This window comes from Citrobacter sp. Cf087, from assembly GCF_030334285.1.
Taxonomy (GTDB): Bacteria; Pseudomonadota; Gammaproteobacteria; order Enterobacterales; family Enterobacteriaceae; genus Citrobacter; species Citrobacter freundii.
This window is the reverse complement of the sequence record NZ_JAOWED010000030.1, coordinates 508635-523871: the sequence shown is the minus strand read 5'-3', so window position 1 is coordinate 523871 and position 15237 is coordinate 508635. Positions and strand designations below refer to the sequence as shown.

Genomic DNA, 15237 nt, shown 5'->3' with positions numbered 1-15237 from the left:
AAGCCAGGAAATAACATGATACAGGATGCTTACGAGTCAGAAGACTTTAATGCGACGCCCGTGCTCACGCCAAAGCAAGAGAGCCATTATTTACAGGCTTATCTACCTTTGGTGCGCAAAGTGGTGCGTCAACTTGCGCCGCAATGTACCTGCGTTATGGACAGGCAGGATATGGAACAAACGGCGCTGATGGGATTGCTGAACGCGATTCGCCGCTACGGTCAGCCAGACGAAGGTTTTGCTGGTTATGCTGTTCACCGCATACGTGGCGCAATTCTGGATGAGCTGCGCAGTCTCGACTGGCGGCCTCGCCAGTTACGGCAAAAATACCATCAGATTAAAGATTTGATTCGTGATGCGCGCACACAGCTTGGGCATGAACCCTCATGGGAGGAGTTGTCCCGGCTGGGATTATCGTCTGAGGATTATCAGGAATATCAACAGTTGGAAGGCGCCGAAACGCTGGCCAGTCTGGATGAATTGCTGAATGGCGATATGCCGATTGCACCGCTCGAAGGGCGGGGGCTTGAGGAGCAATTCGTCACCCAGGAAATGTTGAGTTACGCCCTGAGCCAACTCAGCGAAAAAGAGAGCCTCGTGCTCTCAATGTATTACCAACACGATATGAATTTAAAAGAGATCGCGCTGGTATTAGGGCTGACCGAAGCCCGAATTTGTCAAATGAATAAAAAAATCACGCACAAGATTCGTGATTGTTTATATCCAGATTAACAATTCCGAATCAACATGCGGAGGACGTAATGCAAAAGATTTTTGGTTTATTAGTGGTTTTGGGCTGCGTATTTGGCGGCTACTTTGAGGCTGGTGGGCAGTTAATTGCTATTTGGCAGCCAGCAGAAATTATTATTATTGTCGGTGCTGGTCTGGGGGCGATGATTATTGGTAACCCGGTACATGTACTGAAAGAGATCGTCCACCAGATCAAAGGGGTAATCAGTAAAAAGAAAATGGGGCCGGAGTTTCAGCGTCAGCTACTGATGTGCCTGTATGAGCTGCTGGAAATGGTGCAAAACGGCGGTCTGCGTATGCTGGATCAGCATATCGAGCAGCCGGAAGAAAGCACCATTTTCCAGAAATACCCGCTGGTGCTGACTCAGAAGCGACTGGTGACATTTATCGCCGATAACTTCCGCCTAATGGCGATGGGTAAAATCGATGCCCATGAACTGGAAGGGATCCTCGATCAGGAACTGGATACCGCGGAAGAATCTTTGTTAACCCCTTCGCGCTCCTTGCAGCGTACCGCAGAAGCGATGCCTGGATTCGGCATTTGTGCTGCGGTATTGGGCATTATCATCACCATGCAGTCCATCGATGGCTCCATTGCGCTTATCGGTTTGAAAGTGGCGGCGGCGTTGGTGGGGACATTCTTAGGGGTATTTATCTGTTATTGTCTGATGGACCCGCTGGCAAACGCCATGGAACAGCAGGCGCGGGCAGAGCATTCGCTGCTCGAATGCGTACGTACCGTGCTGGTGGCGCAAGCGGGCGGTAAACCGACGTTACTGGCGGTCGATGCTGGCCGTAAGCTTCTCCATCTGGCCTCTAAACCCACTTTCGCCAATCTGGATGCATGGGTTAATGCGATGCTGGAGCAGGAATAAGCATGAGGAAGGGGCCAAATCGTCGCGATCGCGGCGCGAAAACCACCATTATCCGCCGACAAATTAAAAAGCATCATGCAGGTCATCATGGCGGGGCGTGGAAGGTCGCCTTTGCTGACTTTACGCTGGCGATGATGGCGCTGTTTATGACGCTGTGGATTGTGAACAGCGTCAGCAAGGCTGACCGAGAAAATATTGTGGCGGCGCTGCACGGCCAGTCAATCTTTAACGGTGGCGGTATGGCGCCTTTAAACAAGCTGGGCAAGCAGCCGATAGCGCCGGGTGCGCAGAAGAAAAACGTCACGCGCAACAAGCTGGATAAAACGGTTACCCCGCAAGAGACGGCGAAGATCACAGAAGATAACGCCAAAAAAGCGCTGGATGTAAATGAAAAAGCGGTGTTGCTGAAGCAAAAATCAGCGCGTGAATTGGGTGAGCTGGCGACCGATATTAACGTCATTGCCCGCAACGCACATATGGAAACCAACCTCGAGATGGAGATTGTTCCTCAGGGGTTGCGCGTACTGATTAAAGATGACCAGAACCGGAATATGTTTGAGCGCGGCAGCGCCAAAATTATGCCGTTCTTTAAATCGCTGCTGGTTGAGCTGGCCCCCGTGTTTGACTCGCTGGACAACAAGCTCATCATTACCGGACATACGGATGCGATGAGCTATAAGAGCAACATTTACAACAACTGGAATCTCTCCGGCGACCGTGCTTTGTCAGCACGACGCGTGCTGGAAGATGCCGGCATGCCGCAGGATAAAGTCATGCAGGTTAGCGCCATGGCGGACCAAATGCTGCTGGATGCGAAAAACCCGGAAAGCGCAGGCAACCGCCGTATTGAGATCATGGTGTTAACGCAAAGTGCTTCCGATACGCTGTATCAATATTTTGGTCAGCACGGCGAGAAAGTGGTTCAGCCACTGGTTGATAAGCTGGACAAACAAAAGCAGGTGACTTCTTTACGTCAGCCCTCTGTTCCCGTCACTCATTAATTCTGTTTTCCGCCCCCCACGCAACGTGGGGGCAAATTATCCCTCAGGAAGGTAATGTGATAGATGTAACCCATATTATTCCATTGGATATTCATACTGATAATGTCACTGATGGGGCTTGTCAGGGCGCGCATTTCGACCCGGTTTCAGGTATCTGGTACACCGAACCTCATGTGTTAAATGAGGGGCTTCGTGACTATGTCTACAACACCGACAGTTTTAACATCGTTGCGCCGTACTATCTGGTGATTACCTCGAAGATGCACTGCTGGAGCTGCCACCAGCTCACCCATATTCACGGGGTGATGTTTACCCGCTTTATCAGAAAAGATCAGGATGGCAAAGGCTGGCAATCTATTCGGCGGAATACCTTTCTGTTCCACATTAATTCTCTGCCTGAAGAGATACAAAAGAACATCAAAGCCAGCAATTACTATCTGGATAAAAGTAAAACTACCGGGCTACGTTACTGGATGAATCATTGTGAAATTTGTGGAGAACGTCTGGGCGACTATGAGCTTTTCTGCGTGGAAAATGATGCATTTCGCCTGATGACGATCGAAAAACTGCTGCGGGCAAAGATTCGCAAAGTGAATAAACTTTTTGTCAGTACGGCGGGCAATCCAGCAGAACATAAGATCACGGACATCGTGCGTTACCTGTGCGATGCACGCTTCGTCATGAATGGTCCGGCGTAAGGCATAAACAGACTTCTCACAACATAAAAATACTGTATACTTAAACAGTGTTGTGGGAGGCGAGCGATGCGCAAAATCATACATGTCGATATGGACTGCTTTTTCGCGGCGGTGGAAATGCGCGACAACCCCGCCTTGCGTGATATTCCCATTGCTATTGGCGGCAGTCGTGAACGTCGGGGAGTCATCAGCACGGCCAATTACCCGGCGCGCAAATTTGGTGTGCGTAGCGCAATGCCGACAGGAATGGCGTTAAAACTGTGCCCCCATCTCACGTTATTACCTGGTCGTTACGAGGCCTATAAAGAAGCCTCCCGCCAGATTCAGGCTATTTTCTCCCGTTATACCTCGCTGATAGAACCGCTTTCGCTGGATGAAGCCTATCTGGATGTGACTGACAGCACTCACTGCCATGGCTCAGCTACGCTGATCGCTCAGGAGATCCGCCAGACAATTTTTACCGAGCTACAGTTAACCGCCTCTGCCGGAATTGCGCCGGTCAAATTTCTGGCAAAAATAGCTTCCGATCTCAACAAACCCAATGGGCAATATGTGATTACCCCTGCCGATGTTCCTGAATTTCTCAGAACATTACCGTTAGGCAAAATTCCCGGCGTTGGCAAAGTCTCTGCCGCTAAGCTGGAAGCGATGGGGTTGCGAACCTGCGAGGATGTTCAGAAATACGACCTGGCCATGTTGCTCAAACGTTTTGGTAAGTTTGGTCGCGTGTTGTGGGAACGCAGCCAGGGCATTGATGAACGCGACGTCAACAATGATAGACTGCGCAAATCAGTCGGCGTCGAGCGTACTTTGGCAGAAGATATTCATGAGTGGGCTGAATGTGAGGAGATTATTGAGCGGCTATATCCCGAACTGGAACGACGTCTGGCCAAGGTAAAACCGGATCTGTTGATCGCCCGGCAGGGAGTAAAACTCAAGTTTAATGATTTTCAGCAAACCACGCAGGAGCACGTCTGGCCGCGCTTAAGTAAAGATGACTTAATTGCGACGGCGCGCAAAACCTGGAATGAACGCCGGGGAGGCCGGGGCGTAAGGCTGGTGGGATTACACGTCACGCTGCTGGATCCACAGCTGGAAAGGCAACTACTGTTGGGACTGTGATGTTGATGTATTGCCGGATGGCTGCGTAAAAACTATATCCGGCCTACAAATCAGCATGTAGGCCGGATAAGCACAGCGCCATCCGGCGTTTAGCGCAGACTTACTTCGCCGGAATAGACTTCAGCAGTTCAGTCAGCAGCGTCCAGTAATGGCCGACGCTTTCGATATGAACCTGTTCATCCGGGGAGTGTGGACCGGTGATGGTTGGCCCGATGGAAACCATGTCCATATCTGGATACGGTTTCTTGAACAGACCACATTCCAGACCGGCGTGGATGATTTGGATGTTAGGCGTTTTGTTGAACAGACGCTGATAGGTTTCACGAACCAGGTGCATAACCGGAGAGTTGGCATCCGGCTGCCAGCCTGGATATCCGCCTTTTGCCTGGGTTTTCGCGCCAGCCAGTTTACCCAGTGAATCCAGCATGCTCACCACGTAGTCTTTACCGCTGTCGATCAGAGAACGGATGAGGCAGTGAATTTCAACGTTGTCGTCAGTCATGGTTACAACGCCGACGTTCAGGGAGGTTTCTACCACGCCTTTTGCTACGTCGGAATTGCGGATAACACCGTTCGGGGTGGCGTTCAGCAGACGCACAAAGCTGTCGCGAGACTCAGCGGTCAGCGCGGCTTTGTCTTGAGTAACGGCATCCAGCAGCAGAGCCAGGTTCTTCTCTTTGGCTTCCAGTTCGTTTTTCAGGATTTCCTGATAGGTGTTGACCAGCGCTTTTAACGCATCAACTTTATCTGCAGCCACGGCCAGGGTGGCAAAGGCTTCACGCGGAATTGCGTTACGCAGCGTACCGCCGTTGAAATCAACCAGACGCAGATCCAGCTCTTCAGCGTGGCCCGCCAGGAAGCGGACCAGCAGCTTGTTCGCGTTACCGAGACCCACGTGGATTTCGCCGCCGGAGTGGCCGCCTTTCAGGCCTTTTAACGTCAGCTTAAAGCTCTGGAAGCCAGCAGGGATTGCTTCACGGGACAGCGGCAGGTTAGAGGTAAAGTCGATACCGCCTGCGCAACCCATGTAGATCTCACCTTCTTCTTCTGAGTCGGTGTTGATCAGGATATCTGCCTGCAGCCAGTTAGCCTGCAGACCAAACGCGCCATCCATACCTGCTTCTTCGGTCATGGTCAGCAGCACTTCCAGAGGACCATGTACCACGCTGTCATCAGCCAGAACGGCCAGCGCGGACGCCATACCGATACCGTTATCTGCACCCAGCGTGGTGCCACGGGCTTTTACCCATTCGCCATCAATATAAGGTTGGATAGGATCTTTGGTGAAGTCGTGCACGGTGTCGTTGTTTTTCTGCGGGACCATATCCAGGTGCGCCTGCAGAACGACCGGTTTGCGGTTTTCCATGCCTGCGGTAGCGGGTTTGCGAATCAGGATATTACCGACTTGATCGCGCTCGACGTGGAAACCTTTTTCCTGGGCCCAGCTCAGAATGTGTTCAGCGAGCTGCTCTTCATGATAGGACGGATGAGGAATAGAACAGATTTTGGCAAAAATATCCCATAGCGGTTGCGGGGATAATTGAGACAGTTCAGACACGTTGAGTCTCCTTGGCGATGTCCTACAAAACTTGCTTGCAGGCCACGGGGTTAGCAGAATTAAAAACACCACAAGTCAGGCTTGCGCGATGCGATTGAGAATACCACTTTCTCCGCTGACGGCTAGCATAAAGCATGCAAAAAGAGGCGCGGATTCCGCGAAACACTGGTTTTTAGTGCGTCAGATCTCTATAATCTCGCGCAACCTATTTCCCCCTCGAACACTTTTTAAGCCGTAGATAAACAGGCTGGGACACTTCACATGAGCGAAAAATACGTCGTCACCTGGGACATGTTGCAGATCCATGCACGTAAACTGGCAAGCCGCCTGATGCCTTCTGAACAATGGAAAGGCATTATTGCCGTTAGCCGTGGTGGTCTGGTACCGGGCGCATTGCTGGCGCGTGAATTGGGTATTCGTCATGTCGATACCGTATGCATCTCCAGCTACGATCACGACAACCAGCGCGAACTGAAAGTGCTGAAACGTGCCGAAGGCGACGGTGAAGGTTTCATCGTAATCGATGACCTGGTTGACACCGGTGGTACCGCCGTTGCGATCCGCGAAATGTATCCTAAAGCGCATTTCGTTACTATCTTCGCTAAGCCGGCAGGTCGCCCGCTGGTGAATGATTATGTTGTTGATATCCCTCAGGATACCTGGATTGAACAGCCGTGGGATATGGGCGTGGTGTTCGTCCCGCCGATCTCTGGTCGCTAATCTAAAAAGTTTTCAACGCCTGGCAACTGCCGGGCGTTGTTCTTTTTGTGCAGTGTCAGGTTACACTATGCCTTAGTGAGTACTCATGGAGGCTGCAATCATGTCACAGGCTAACCTCAGCGAAGTCCTGTTTAAACCCCGCTTCAAACACCCTGAAACGTCAACGCTGGTTCGTCGTTTTAATCACGGCGCGCAGCCGTCCGTACAATCTGCCCTGGATGGTAAAACCATTCCCCACTGGTATCGCATGGTGAATCGTCTGATGTGGATCTGGCGTGGCGTCGACCCGCGTGAAATCCTTGAGGTGCAGGCACGTATCGTGATGAGCGAAGCCGAACGTACGGATAAAGAACTCTACGATACGGTTATCGGCTATCGCGGCGGGAACTGGATCTATGAGTGGGCGAAGCAGGCGATGGACTGGCAACAGAAAGCGTCTATGGAAGAGGATCCGCAGGTGAGCGGACGCCACTGGCTACATGCGTCTACGTTGTACAACATTGCCGCTTACCCACACCTGAAAGGCGATGAGCTGGCAGAACAGGCACAGGCTTTGGCCAATCGCGCCTATGAAGAGGCCGCGCAGCGACTGCCGGGGACATTGCGCGAGATGGAATTTGCCGTTACCGGCGGCGCGCCAATCACTGGATTCTTGCATATGCCAAAAGGCGACGGTCCGTTCCCGACGGTGCTGATGTGCGGTGGCCTCGATTCCATGCAAACGGATTATTACAGTCTGTATGAGCGCTACTTTGCTCCACGTGGCATTGCTATGCTGACGCTGGATATGCCGTCGGTTGGGTTCTCATCAAAATGGAAACTGACTCAGGATTCCAGCCTGCTGCATCAGCACGTATTAAAAGCGCTGCCTAATGTTCCCTGGGTGGATCACACTCGCGTGGCGGCCTTCGGTTTCCGCTTTGGCGCTAACGTAGCGGTACGTCTGGCATATCTGGAATCATCACGTCTGAAGGCGGTGGCCTGTCTGGGACCAGTGGTTCATGCGCTGCTTAGTGACCCGCAGCGTCAGGCGAGCGTCCCGGAAATGTATCTTGATGTACTGGCTAGCCGCCTGGGGATGCATGACGCCTCCGATGAAGCGCTGCGCGTTGAGCTTAATCGCTATTCATTAAAAGTGCAGGGCCTGCTGGGGCGACGCTGCCCGACGCCAATGCTTTCGGGGTTCTGGAAGAACGACCCATTTAGCCCGGAAGAAGAGTCACGTTTAATCACATCTTCATCTTCAGACGGTAAGCTACTGGAGATCCCCTTCAATCCGGTGTATCGCAATTTTGACAAAGGGTTGCAGGAAATAACCAGTTGGATCAATCAGAGATTGTGTTAAAAGTTTGCTAAATTTTATCGATTTGGTAAAACAGGTGCTTCACCTAAGGAGATCGTAATGACGTTACCGAGTGGGCATCCGAAAAGTAGATTGATCAAGAAATTCACCGCGCTTGGCCCGTACATCCGGGAAGGGCAGTGCGAAGATAATCGATTTTTTTTCGATTGTCTGGCTGTTTGCGTCAACGTGAAACCGGCCCCTGAGAAACGCGAGTTCTGGGGCTGGTGGATGGAACTGGAGGCGCAGGAAAAACGCTTCACGTATAGTTATCAGTTTGGTTTGTTTGATAAAGACGGTAACTGGACTGCGGTGCCGGTGAAAGAGACTGAAGTGGTAGAGCGACTGGAATACACCTTACGTGAATTCCATGAAAAATTACTTGGCTTGTTAACGACGCTGAATCTGGCGCTGGAACCTGCTGACGACTTTAAGGATGAACCGGTTAAGTTAACGGCATAATGAACAGTGAAAAGCCGGATGGCGGCGCAACCCCATCCGGCTTTTTTTATGCTATATCAAAACTGGTAGACCATACCGACGGCAACGATATTATCATCGTTGATGCCCAGCTTATTATCGCTATCGAGCTGGTTGATTTTATAATCGACAAACGCGGACATATTTTTGTTGAAATAGTACGTTGCGCCGAGATCAATATAATTCACCAGATCTTCATTGCCGACGCCTTCAATATCTTTCCCTTTAGACAGCACATAACCCAGTGACGGACGCAGACCAAAGTCAAACTGGTACTGAACGACCGCTTCGAAGTTCTGTGTTTTATTAGCAAAGCCACCGGAAATTGGCGTCATATTGCGCGTTTCAGAATAGAACGTTGCAATATAAATATCGTTAGCATCATATTTTAAGCCAGTTGCCCAGGCTTCTGCTTTATCGCCTGTACCGCGAGTTTGCAGATTCTGCTGGTTAGTACGATCGGAGTTGGTATAAGCGCCGCTCACCGCAAAATCGCTGCCGCCAAAGTCATAGGTAACAGAAGTACCAAAACCGTCGCCATTCTGCTTTTTCACATCGCGGTCCTGGTTTTTACCCTGATATTGCAGGGTCAGATCCAGGCCATCCACGACCCCGAAGAAGTCAGTGTTACGGTAAGTTGCCAGGCCGCTGGCACGTTTGGTCATAAAGTTATCGGTTTGTGCGGAGGAGTCGCCGCCGAATTCCGGGAACATATCGGTCCATGCTTCCACGTCATACAGCGCACCCAGGTTACGACCATAATCAAACGAGCCAAAATCTTTTAATTTCACACCGGCGAAGGCCAGACGTGTTTTTTGTTGGTTAGAATCGCTTTCAGCTTTATTGCCGGCGAATTCAGCCTCCCAACGACCATAACCGGTCAGTTGATCGTTAATTTGCGTTTCGCCTTTAAAACCTAAACGGATATAGCTTTGGTCACCATCTTTGCTGTCATAATCCGTCATGTAATGCATGGCTTTTACTTTGCCGTATAAGTCCAGCTTATTACCGTTCTTGTTATACACTTCCGCTGCCTGTACGGATGCCGACGCAACAATTCCCATCACTACTAATGCCAGAGTGCTCTTTTTCATTTTCATTCCTGATTAAAAGTACGCGCTAATATTCACTGGGTGTGATCCCCCGTTAAAAGACAGGAGGTTTTTTAACGTCTGGCAATGAACGTTTTATGACAAAGTAAGAATATTTTTAAAAAAGGATGTTTTTTTGTTTCTGTAATAAATGCGTCAAAATCTGCCGCTACGCTTGCTGATCCTGCGCAATAAAATTTCATGCTTTGTGCGCTGGTTGTTGGCAACCGGGGCCAGTCCTGCTAAAACGTTCGTTTGATATCATTTTCCCCAATTTTGAATGGCAGAGAATCATGAGTGACAGCCAGACGCTGGTGGTAAAACTTGGCACCAGTGTGTTAACAGGCGGATCCCGCCGCCTGAACCGCGCCCACATCGTAGAACTGGTTCGCCAGTGCGCGCAGCTCCATGCCGCAGGGCATCGTATTGTTATTGTTACCTCAGGCGCGATTGCCGCCGGACGTGAGCATCTTGGTTACCCTGAACTCCCGGCAACGATAGCCTCGAAACAGCTGTTGGCAGCGGTAGGGCAGAGCCGACTGATTCAACTATGGGAACAGCTTTTCTCGATTTACGGTATTCATATCGGGCAGATGCTGCTGACGCGTGCGGATATGGAAGACAGAGAGCGCTTCCTCAATGCCCGTGATACCCTGCGCGCGCTGCTGGATAACAACATCGTTCCTGTCATTAATGAGAATGACGCCGTAGCGACCGCCGAGATTAAAGTCGGTGATAACGACAACCTCTCAGCGCTGGCGGCAATTCTGGCTGGAGCCGATAAGCTGCTGCTGTTGACCGATCAGCAGGGCCTGTTCACCGCCGATCCGCGCACCAATCCGCAGGCGGAGCTGATCAAAGACGTGCACGGTATTGATGATGCGCTGCGCGCCATTGCCGGAGACAGCGTCTCGGGTCTGGGAACCGGCGGGATGGGAACAAAACTGCAGGCCGCCGATGTCGCGTGCCGCGCCGGGATCGACACCATAATTGCCGCAGGCAGCAAACCGGGCGTCATTGGCGACGTGATGGAAGGCGTTTCCGTTGGGACGCGTTTTCATGCTCAGGCATCTCCACTGGAGAACCGTAAACGCTGGATCTTCGGCGCGCCGCCTGCCGGAGAAATTACTGTTGATGAGGGCGCTACCGCAGCGATTCTGGAACGCGGCAGCTCATTATTGCCAAAAGGCATTAAAAGCGTGACAGGCAACTTCTCTCGTGGTGAAGTGATCCGCATCTGCAATCTCGAAGGGCGCGATATTGCCCACGGCGTCACCCGCTATAACAGCGATGCGCTGCGCCGTATTGCCGGACATCACTCACAACAGATCGACACCATTCTGGGCTACGAATACGGCCCGGTCGCTGTCCATCGTGACGACATGATCACCCGTTAAGGAACAGGCATATGCTGGAAAAAATGGGCATTGCTGCCAAAGCCGCGTCATATAAGCTGGCGCTGCTCTCCAGTCGCGAAAAAAATCGCGTACTGGAAACCATTGCTGATGAGCTGGAAGCGCAAACCGAAAGCATCCTCAGCGCGAACGTACAAGATGTTGAGCAGGCGCGAGCCAATGGCCTGAGCGATGCGATGCTCGACCGCCTGGCCCTGACGCCAGCGCGTCTGAAAGCGATTGCTGACGATGTACGCCAGGTGTGTAATCTCGCCGACCCGGTCGGGCAGGTGATTGACGGTGGGCTGCTGGACAGCGGTCTGCGTCTGGAGCGTCGTCGCGTCCCGCTGGGCGTGATTGGCGTAATTTATGAAGCGCGCCCAAACGTCACCGTTGACGTTGCCTCCCTGTGCCTGAAAACCGGCAATGCCGCGATCCTGCGCGGTGGGAAAGAGACCTACCGGACGAACGCCGCCACCGTGGCGGTTATCCAAAAGGCGCTGGAAGCCTGCGGTTTACCCGCGGCTGCCGTACAGTCGATTGATAACCCGGACCGCGCACTGGTCGCTGAGATGCTACGGATGGATAAGTACATCGATATGCTGATCCCTCGTGGTGGCGCGGGCCTGCACAAGCTGTGTCGTGAGCAGTCGACTATCCCGGTCATCACCGGCGGCATTGGCGTATGTCATATCTATGTTGATGATACCGCGGAGATCGCCCCGGCCCTGAAGATTATCGTCAATGCCAAAACCCAGCGTCCGAGCACCTGCAACACCGTAGAAACTCTGCTGGTGCATCAGGATATCGCCGCGCGTTTTCTGCCAGCATTGAGCCAGCAGATGGCACAAAGCGGCGTAACTCTGCACGGAGACGAAATGGCGCTGGCTACATTGAAGGCAGGACCTGCTAATGTGGTTGCGGTGAAAGCTGAAGAGTATGACGACGAGTTTCTGTCGCTGGATTTGAACGTGAAAATCGTCACCAGTCTGGATGATGCCATCGCCCACATCCGCGAGCATGGCACCCAGCATTCCGATGCGATCCTGACGCGTACGCTACGCAACGCCGATCGTTTTGTGAATGAAGTCGATTCTTCAGCTGTGTACGTTAACGCCTCTACTCGTTTTACCGATGGCGGCCAGTTTGGACTGGGCGCGGAAGTGGCGGTAAGTACGCAAAAACTGCACGCGCGTGGCCCAATGGGGCTGGAAGCACTGACTACATACAAATGGGTTGGCTTCGGCGACGACACGATCCGTGCGTAATTGAAAACGGGCGATTCCATAATAGCACTCTGATTTTCAAGGCTATTAAGGCATCGCCCTGTTAATTCTAACCTTCACTCCACTGCCACATTTTTCTATCCTGCGTTTTAACATCATCAGTCTGGTTTTGACCCATGCGTCCCTGTGCCAGAAAGGCGATGTATCACAGAATTTTCCCTGCCAGCATGAATTTTCCTGGTCTTCAGTTCACGTATTGTTCCCATGGCCCGATCTATTAGAATCAGTCTCATTTTTATGAGGAGTTGTTGCGTGAAATCGGATATTCACAAACATCGCATTCCTGTAGTGCCGCTCGGCAACCCGTTTCCCCCCCGCCATTGTTCGCTGTGTCCAAAGGGAGCGGCAATTGATCGTGATAATCAACACCGATTAATAGACAAAAGAAGAAGGTTTAAAGCAGGGGAGATACTCGCCCGGCAGGATGAAGCCGCAAACATGCTTTTTGTTATTCACGAGGGATACTGCAAGTCCAGCGTGGAATGCGGTGATAACGATTTTATCAGTCGCTTTTATGTTCCGGGAGATATCATGGCGCTGGATGCTGTCGAAGGGGGGAAGTACCTGACAACGATTAAGGCGGCAACGGCTGCGGAGGTATGTCATATCGATATTGCGCGGTTGTTCAAAGTAGCAGAAAAGGATCCGTCGGTTGCTGCCGCAGTCATCAAGTTTCTCTGCAGGGACAATGGATTCATTGTTGAAAAACTGCGGCGCTATGCGAATAAACATGCTGAGGCCAGGATCGCTGCTTTTCTGGTGGAGTTTTACGAGATGCATTTACGTATTGGCAGGCCAGAAACGACGCTTCACTTGCCATTCTCCCGGGAGGAAATTGCCAGTTATCTCGACCTTAAAATTGAAACCGTTAGCCGGTCATTTAAATCCCTCGAACAACAAAATTTGATTACCCTACATCGGGTGCGAACGGTAACACTTAATAGTTATTTGGGATTAAAAGGTTTCAGCTAAATCTCTCCTGTTGAGCGTTATATAACTCTTGATATTCCAGGAATATTCTTTTTATATGGAAAATTCCTGGTTTTATTTATATGAAATAATTATCAATTCGAATACTAATCCTCCAGCTTGGCGATTATTTTATAAGAATATTCCCCCTCATATGAATATTTCATGAGAATTTTCTTGTGAAGTTAAAAAATTAGCATAATTGCAACAAATAATAAGCATTATAGAGAAAATATGGAGGCGTTAATTATCTTTATGTTTTGTAAGGGTTTTGCTTAGGTGGTATTTGTATGATCTTTTTGATATTTATCAAAAACATAAAAAAGATGAATTGTTTGGTATTGCTTGTTTGTGTGGGTGATAATTCTGAAACAAGGCACATTTCAAGTAATTCTGTCTTAGGATACTTCTTAGATAAATTTTTTTGTGGGAAAATTCTTAGTTTTTTGTAATTTTTGCGTTTCAGGGTTTGTTGAGATGTTACTTAATTCAAATGATAATTTTTTGGCGCGGCAATTCTGGCTCGCAATTAATGGAACCGCTGGAGTGACTTAAAAATAAGACTCGGTGGTGAGTTTGTTCTTAGGAGAAGATAAAAATGAAAAAATTATTATTAGTAACCTCTCTGGCTTCTGTATTTGTTGCAGCAAATGCAATGGCAGACGTTACTGCTTCTGCAACTGCCTCGTGGGACGCGACGGCAACAAAAGATACCACCAGTATGTTGGTTGTCACCCCGCTGAACTCTTTGACTTTCCAGTATGCTGAAGGACTGAAAGCCTTCAACTCTCAGGACGGTGCTTTTGATGTGACTATTCAGGGTCAGGAAACGGCAACTGATTTTGAGCTGACTGCTCAGATCATTAGTAACACGCTGACCAACGCCAGTGGCGATGCGTCTACCCTGAACGTAGGGGTGGCATGGAATGGCACCGCGCTGACTAACTCATCAGATACTGTCCTGGTTAACTCCAGCTCGACTTCTGGTCTTGAAAGCCTGATGGCTGATGGCGCTTATAACGGTGCTGCTCGTGTCAGCGATCAATCCAACTTCAAATTCACCATCGCGTCAGCGACTTCTGATGGTAGCCAGGCAGTAACGGATTACTCTGCTCTGCCAGACGGCTATTGGACTGGCGATGTAAAAGTACAGTTTAATGCAACCTGGACGACTCCGTCTGCCTAAGTAATAAAAATTCGGGAGAATTTTTTCTCCCGAATTTATCAGGAATGGCGTCATGAAAAAATATTTACCGGCAGTGATGTTGGTAGGGTTAGTAGCATCTTTTCCCGGATGGGCAATTAATGTGGGTGAAATCACATCGATAATGACTTCTGCTGAGAGTTCATTATCGAAAGAAATTACTAATACAACTGATGCGGCGCGTTATGTCAGTGTTTCGGTAAAACAATTGTCATCACCTTTGGCGGGGGGAGTCGAAATAAAGCCTGTCAATTCCGGAGAGTTACTTTCTACACCTGCCAATCTTATTCTTCCTGGTCAAGCAAAGGATGTTTTCCGCTTCTTTTATAAAGGACCAGCAGATGATCTCGAACGTTATTATCGTCTGCAATGGATAGATGAGCCGGTCACCGAGAGCGCGGAAACCCGGGCGAATAAAATGGCGGTAGCAACAGCGTCGGCAGAAATTGGCACTATTCTGGTGGTCGCGCCGCGAAAAGAACGTTTTGAATATAGCCGAAATGGCGATGTTATTACCAATACTGGCAATGTTTCGTTTCGTGTGATCGCCTATGGCGCCTGTAAGGATAAGGCTCGCGATCAGGGACGAGGTTGTCGCGAACGCTATTACATTATGCCAGGTACAAAAATAAAACTGCAGTTCACCGACATTAGTAATAGCCGCTCACGCATTGGTATCTGGCACGGTAAGCAGTTTATTACAGTGAAGTGATGGTCAATAGCAGCCATCTGTACGGGATAAATAAA

The 15237-nt window shown here is 50.2% G+C and carries 15 protein-coding genes; 13 read left to right on the top strand and 2 right to left on the bottom strand.

Translation table 11 applies throughout. The features are described from left to right. Window positions 1–15: 15 nt before the first annotated feature. The 5 genes from OGV57_RS16295 to dinB all read left to right on the top strand — a co-directional run bounded on the left by OGV57_RS16295 (window position 16) and on the right by dinB (window position 4446). The gene (locus OGV57_RS16295) at window positions 16–732 is read left to right on the top strand and encodes a FliA/WhiG family RNA polymerase sigma factor (RefSeq protein WP_016149617.1); all 717 of its coding nucleotides are present in this window, start codon (window positions 16–18) and stop codon (window positions 730–732) included. Window positions 733–761: 29 nt separating this feature from the next. Next, on the top strand, window positions 762–1625 hold the full coding sequence (gene motA, locus OGV57_RS16290; RefSeq protein WP_003843786.1) for a flagellar motor stator protein MotA: 864 nt from the start codon (window positions 762–764) through the stop codon (window positions 1623–1625). A 2-nt stretch (window positions 1626–1627) separates the two neighbouring features. After that, window positions 1628–2626: a putative lateral flagellar export/assembly protein LafU gene (gene lafU / locus OGV57_RS16285; RefSeq protein WP_049001966.1), complete on the top strand. Its 999-nt coding sequence runs from the start codon at window positions 1628–1630 to the stop codon at window positions 2624–2626. Window positions 2627–2682: 56 nt separating this feature from the next. Further along, entirely contained in the window at window positions 2683–3324 is a 642-nt protein-coding gene (locus OGV57_RS16280; protein WP_003838789.1) for a hypothetical protein, read from the top strand. A 66-nt stretch (window positions 3325–3390) separates the two neighbouring features. Next, window positions 3391–4446 carry a DNA polymerase IV gene (gene dinB / locus OGV57_RS16275; protein ID WP_003031382.1) on the top strand — a complete coding sequence of 352 codons (1056 nt, stop codon included), beginning with the start codon at window positions 3391–3393 and terminating at the stop codon, window positions 4444–4446. Between the two features lie 100 nt (window positions 4447–4546). Here the strand turns inward: dinB and pepD are convergent, their stop codons facing one another. Next, entirely contained in the window at window positions 4547–6004 is a 1458-nt protein-coding gene (gene pepD, locus OGV57_RS16270) for a cytosol nonspecific dipeptidase (protein ID WP_003031381.1), read from the bottom strand. A gap of 261 nt (window positions 6005–6265) precedes the next feature. Between pepD and gpt the strand changes: the two genes are divergently transcribed. From gpt to crl, 3 genes are all read left to right on the top strand, one after another. Further along, window positions 6266–6724 (top strand): xanthine phosphoribosyltransferase, encoded by a 459-nt coding sequence (gene gpt, locus OGV57_RS16265; RefSeq protein ID WP_003031380.1) that lies wholly within the window; start codon window positions 6266–6268, stop codon window positions 6722–6724. A gap of 100 nt (window positions 6725–6824) precedes the next feature. After that, window positions 6825–8069: an esterase FrsA gene (frsA, locus tag OGV57_RS16260; RefSeq protein ID WP_003031378.1), complete on the top strand. Its 1245-nt coding sequence runs from the start codon at window positions 6825–6827 to the stop codon at window positions 8067–8069. Between the two features lie 57 nt (window positions 8070–8126). Further along, window positions 8127–8528 carry a sigma factor-binding protein Crl gene (gene crl / locus OGV57_RS16255; protein ID WP_003031376.1) on the top strand — a complete coding sequence of 134 codons (402 nt, stop codon included), beginning with the start codon at window positions 8127–8129 and terminating at the stop codon, window positions 8526–8528. Between the two features lie 56 nt (window positions 8529–8584). Here crl and phoE read toward each other — a convergent pair whose 3' ends face one another. After that, a complete protein-coding gene (gene phoE / locus OGV57_RS16250; protein ID WP_003031375.1) occupies window positions 8585–9640 on the bottom strand; it encodes a phosphoporin PhoE in 1056 nt (351 codons plus the stop codon). Window positions 9641–9930: 290 nt separating this feature from the next. Between phoE and proB the strand changes: the two genes are divergently transcribed. The 5 genes from proB (at window position 9931) to OGV57_RS16225 (ending at window position 15202) form a co-directional block, all read left to right on the top strand. Further along, entirely contained in the window at window positions 9931–11034 is a 1104-nt protein-coding gene (gene proB, locus OGV57_RS16245; RefSeq protein WP_003031373.1) for a glutamate 5-kinase, read from the top strand. Between the two features lie 11 nt (window positions 11035–11045). Next, complete coding sequence (gene proA, locus OGV57_RS16240; RefSeq protein ID WP_003031370.1) at window positions 11046–12299, top strand: glutamate-5-semialdehyde dehydrogenase; 1254 nt, start codon at window positions 11046–11048, stop codon at window positions 12297–12299. Between the two features lie 270 nt (window positions 12300–12569). Further along, the gene (locus tag OGV57_RS16235; protein WP_016149621.1) at window positions 12570–13289 is read left to right on the top strand and encodes a Crp/Fnr family transcriptional regulator; all 720 of its coding nucleotides are present in this window, start codon (window positions 12570–12572) and stop codon (window positions 13287–13289) included. 595 nt (window positions 13290–13884) lie between these two features. Continuing rightward, complete coding sequence (gene ecpA / locus OGV57_RS16230) at window positions 13885–14472, top strand: common pilus major fimbrillin subunit EcpA (protein WP_003031365.1); 588 nt, start codon at window positions 13885–13887, stop codon at window positions 14470–14472. A 52-nt stretch (window positions 14473–14524) separates the two neighbouring features. Then, window positions 14525–15202, top strand: coding sequence for an EcpB family pilus assembly chaperone (locus tag OGV57_RS16225; protein WP_003031363.1), 678 nt, complete (start codon window positions 14525–14527; stop codon window positions 15200–15202). The last annotated feature ends 35 nt before the right edge of the window (window positions 15203–15237 follow it).

Excerpts from the sequence above, each read along its gene's own strand:
- motA (WP_003843786.1), top strand. The coding sequence starts at position 762 with ATGCAAAAGATTTTTGGTTTATTAGTGGTTTTGGGCTGCGTATTTGGC.
- ecpA (WP_003031365.1), top strand. The coding sequence starts at position 13,885 with ATGAAAAAATTATTATTAGTAACCTCTCTGGCTTCTGTATTTGTTGCA.
- lafU (WP_049001966.1), top strand. The coding sequence starts at position 1,628 with ATGAGGAAGGGGCCAAATCGTCGCGATCGCGGCGCGAAAACCACCATT.
- gpt (WP_003031380.1), top strand. The coding sequence starts at position 6,266 with ATGAGCGAAAAATACGTCGTCACCTGGGACATGTTGCAGATCCATGCA.
- OGV57_RS16225 (WP_003031363.1), top strand. The coding sequence starts at position 14,525 with ATGAAAAAATATTTACCGGCAGTGATGTTGGTAGGGTTAGTAGCATCT.
- frsA (WP_003031378.1), top strand. The coding sequence starts at position 6,825 with ATGTCACAGGCTAACCTCAGCGAAGTCCTGTTTAAACCCCGCTTCAAA.
- proB (WP_003031373.1), top strand. The coding sequence starts at position 9,931 with ATGAGTGACAGCCAGACGCTGGTGGTAAAACTTGGCACCAGTGTGTTA.
- proA (WP_003031370.1), top strand. The coding sequence starts at position 11,046 with ATGCTGGAAAAAATGGGCATTGCTGCCAAAGCCGCGTCATATAAGCTG.
- dinB (WP_003031382.1), top strand. The coding sequence starts at position 3,391 with ATGCGCAAAATCATACATGTCGATATGGACTGCTTTTTCGCGGCGGTG.
- OGV57_RS16295 (WP_016149617.1), top strand. The coding sequence starts at position 16 with ATGATACAGGATGCTTACGAGTCAGAAGACTTTAATGCGACGCCCGTG.
- crl (WP_003031376.1), top strand. The coding sequence starts at position 8,127 with ATGACGTTACCGAGTGGGCATCCGAAAAGTAGATTGATCAAGAAATTC.
- phoE (WP_003031375.1), bottom strand. The coding sequence starts at position 9,640 with ATGAAAAAGAGCACTCTGGCATTAGTAGTGATGGGAATTGTTGCGTCG.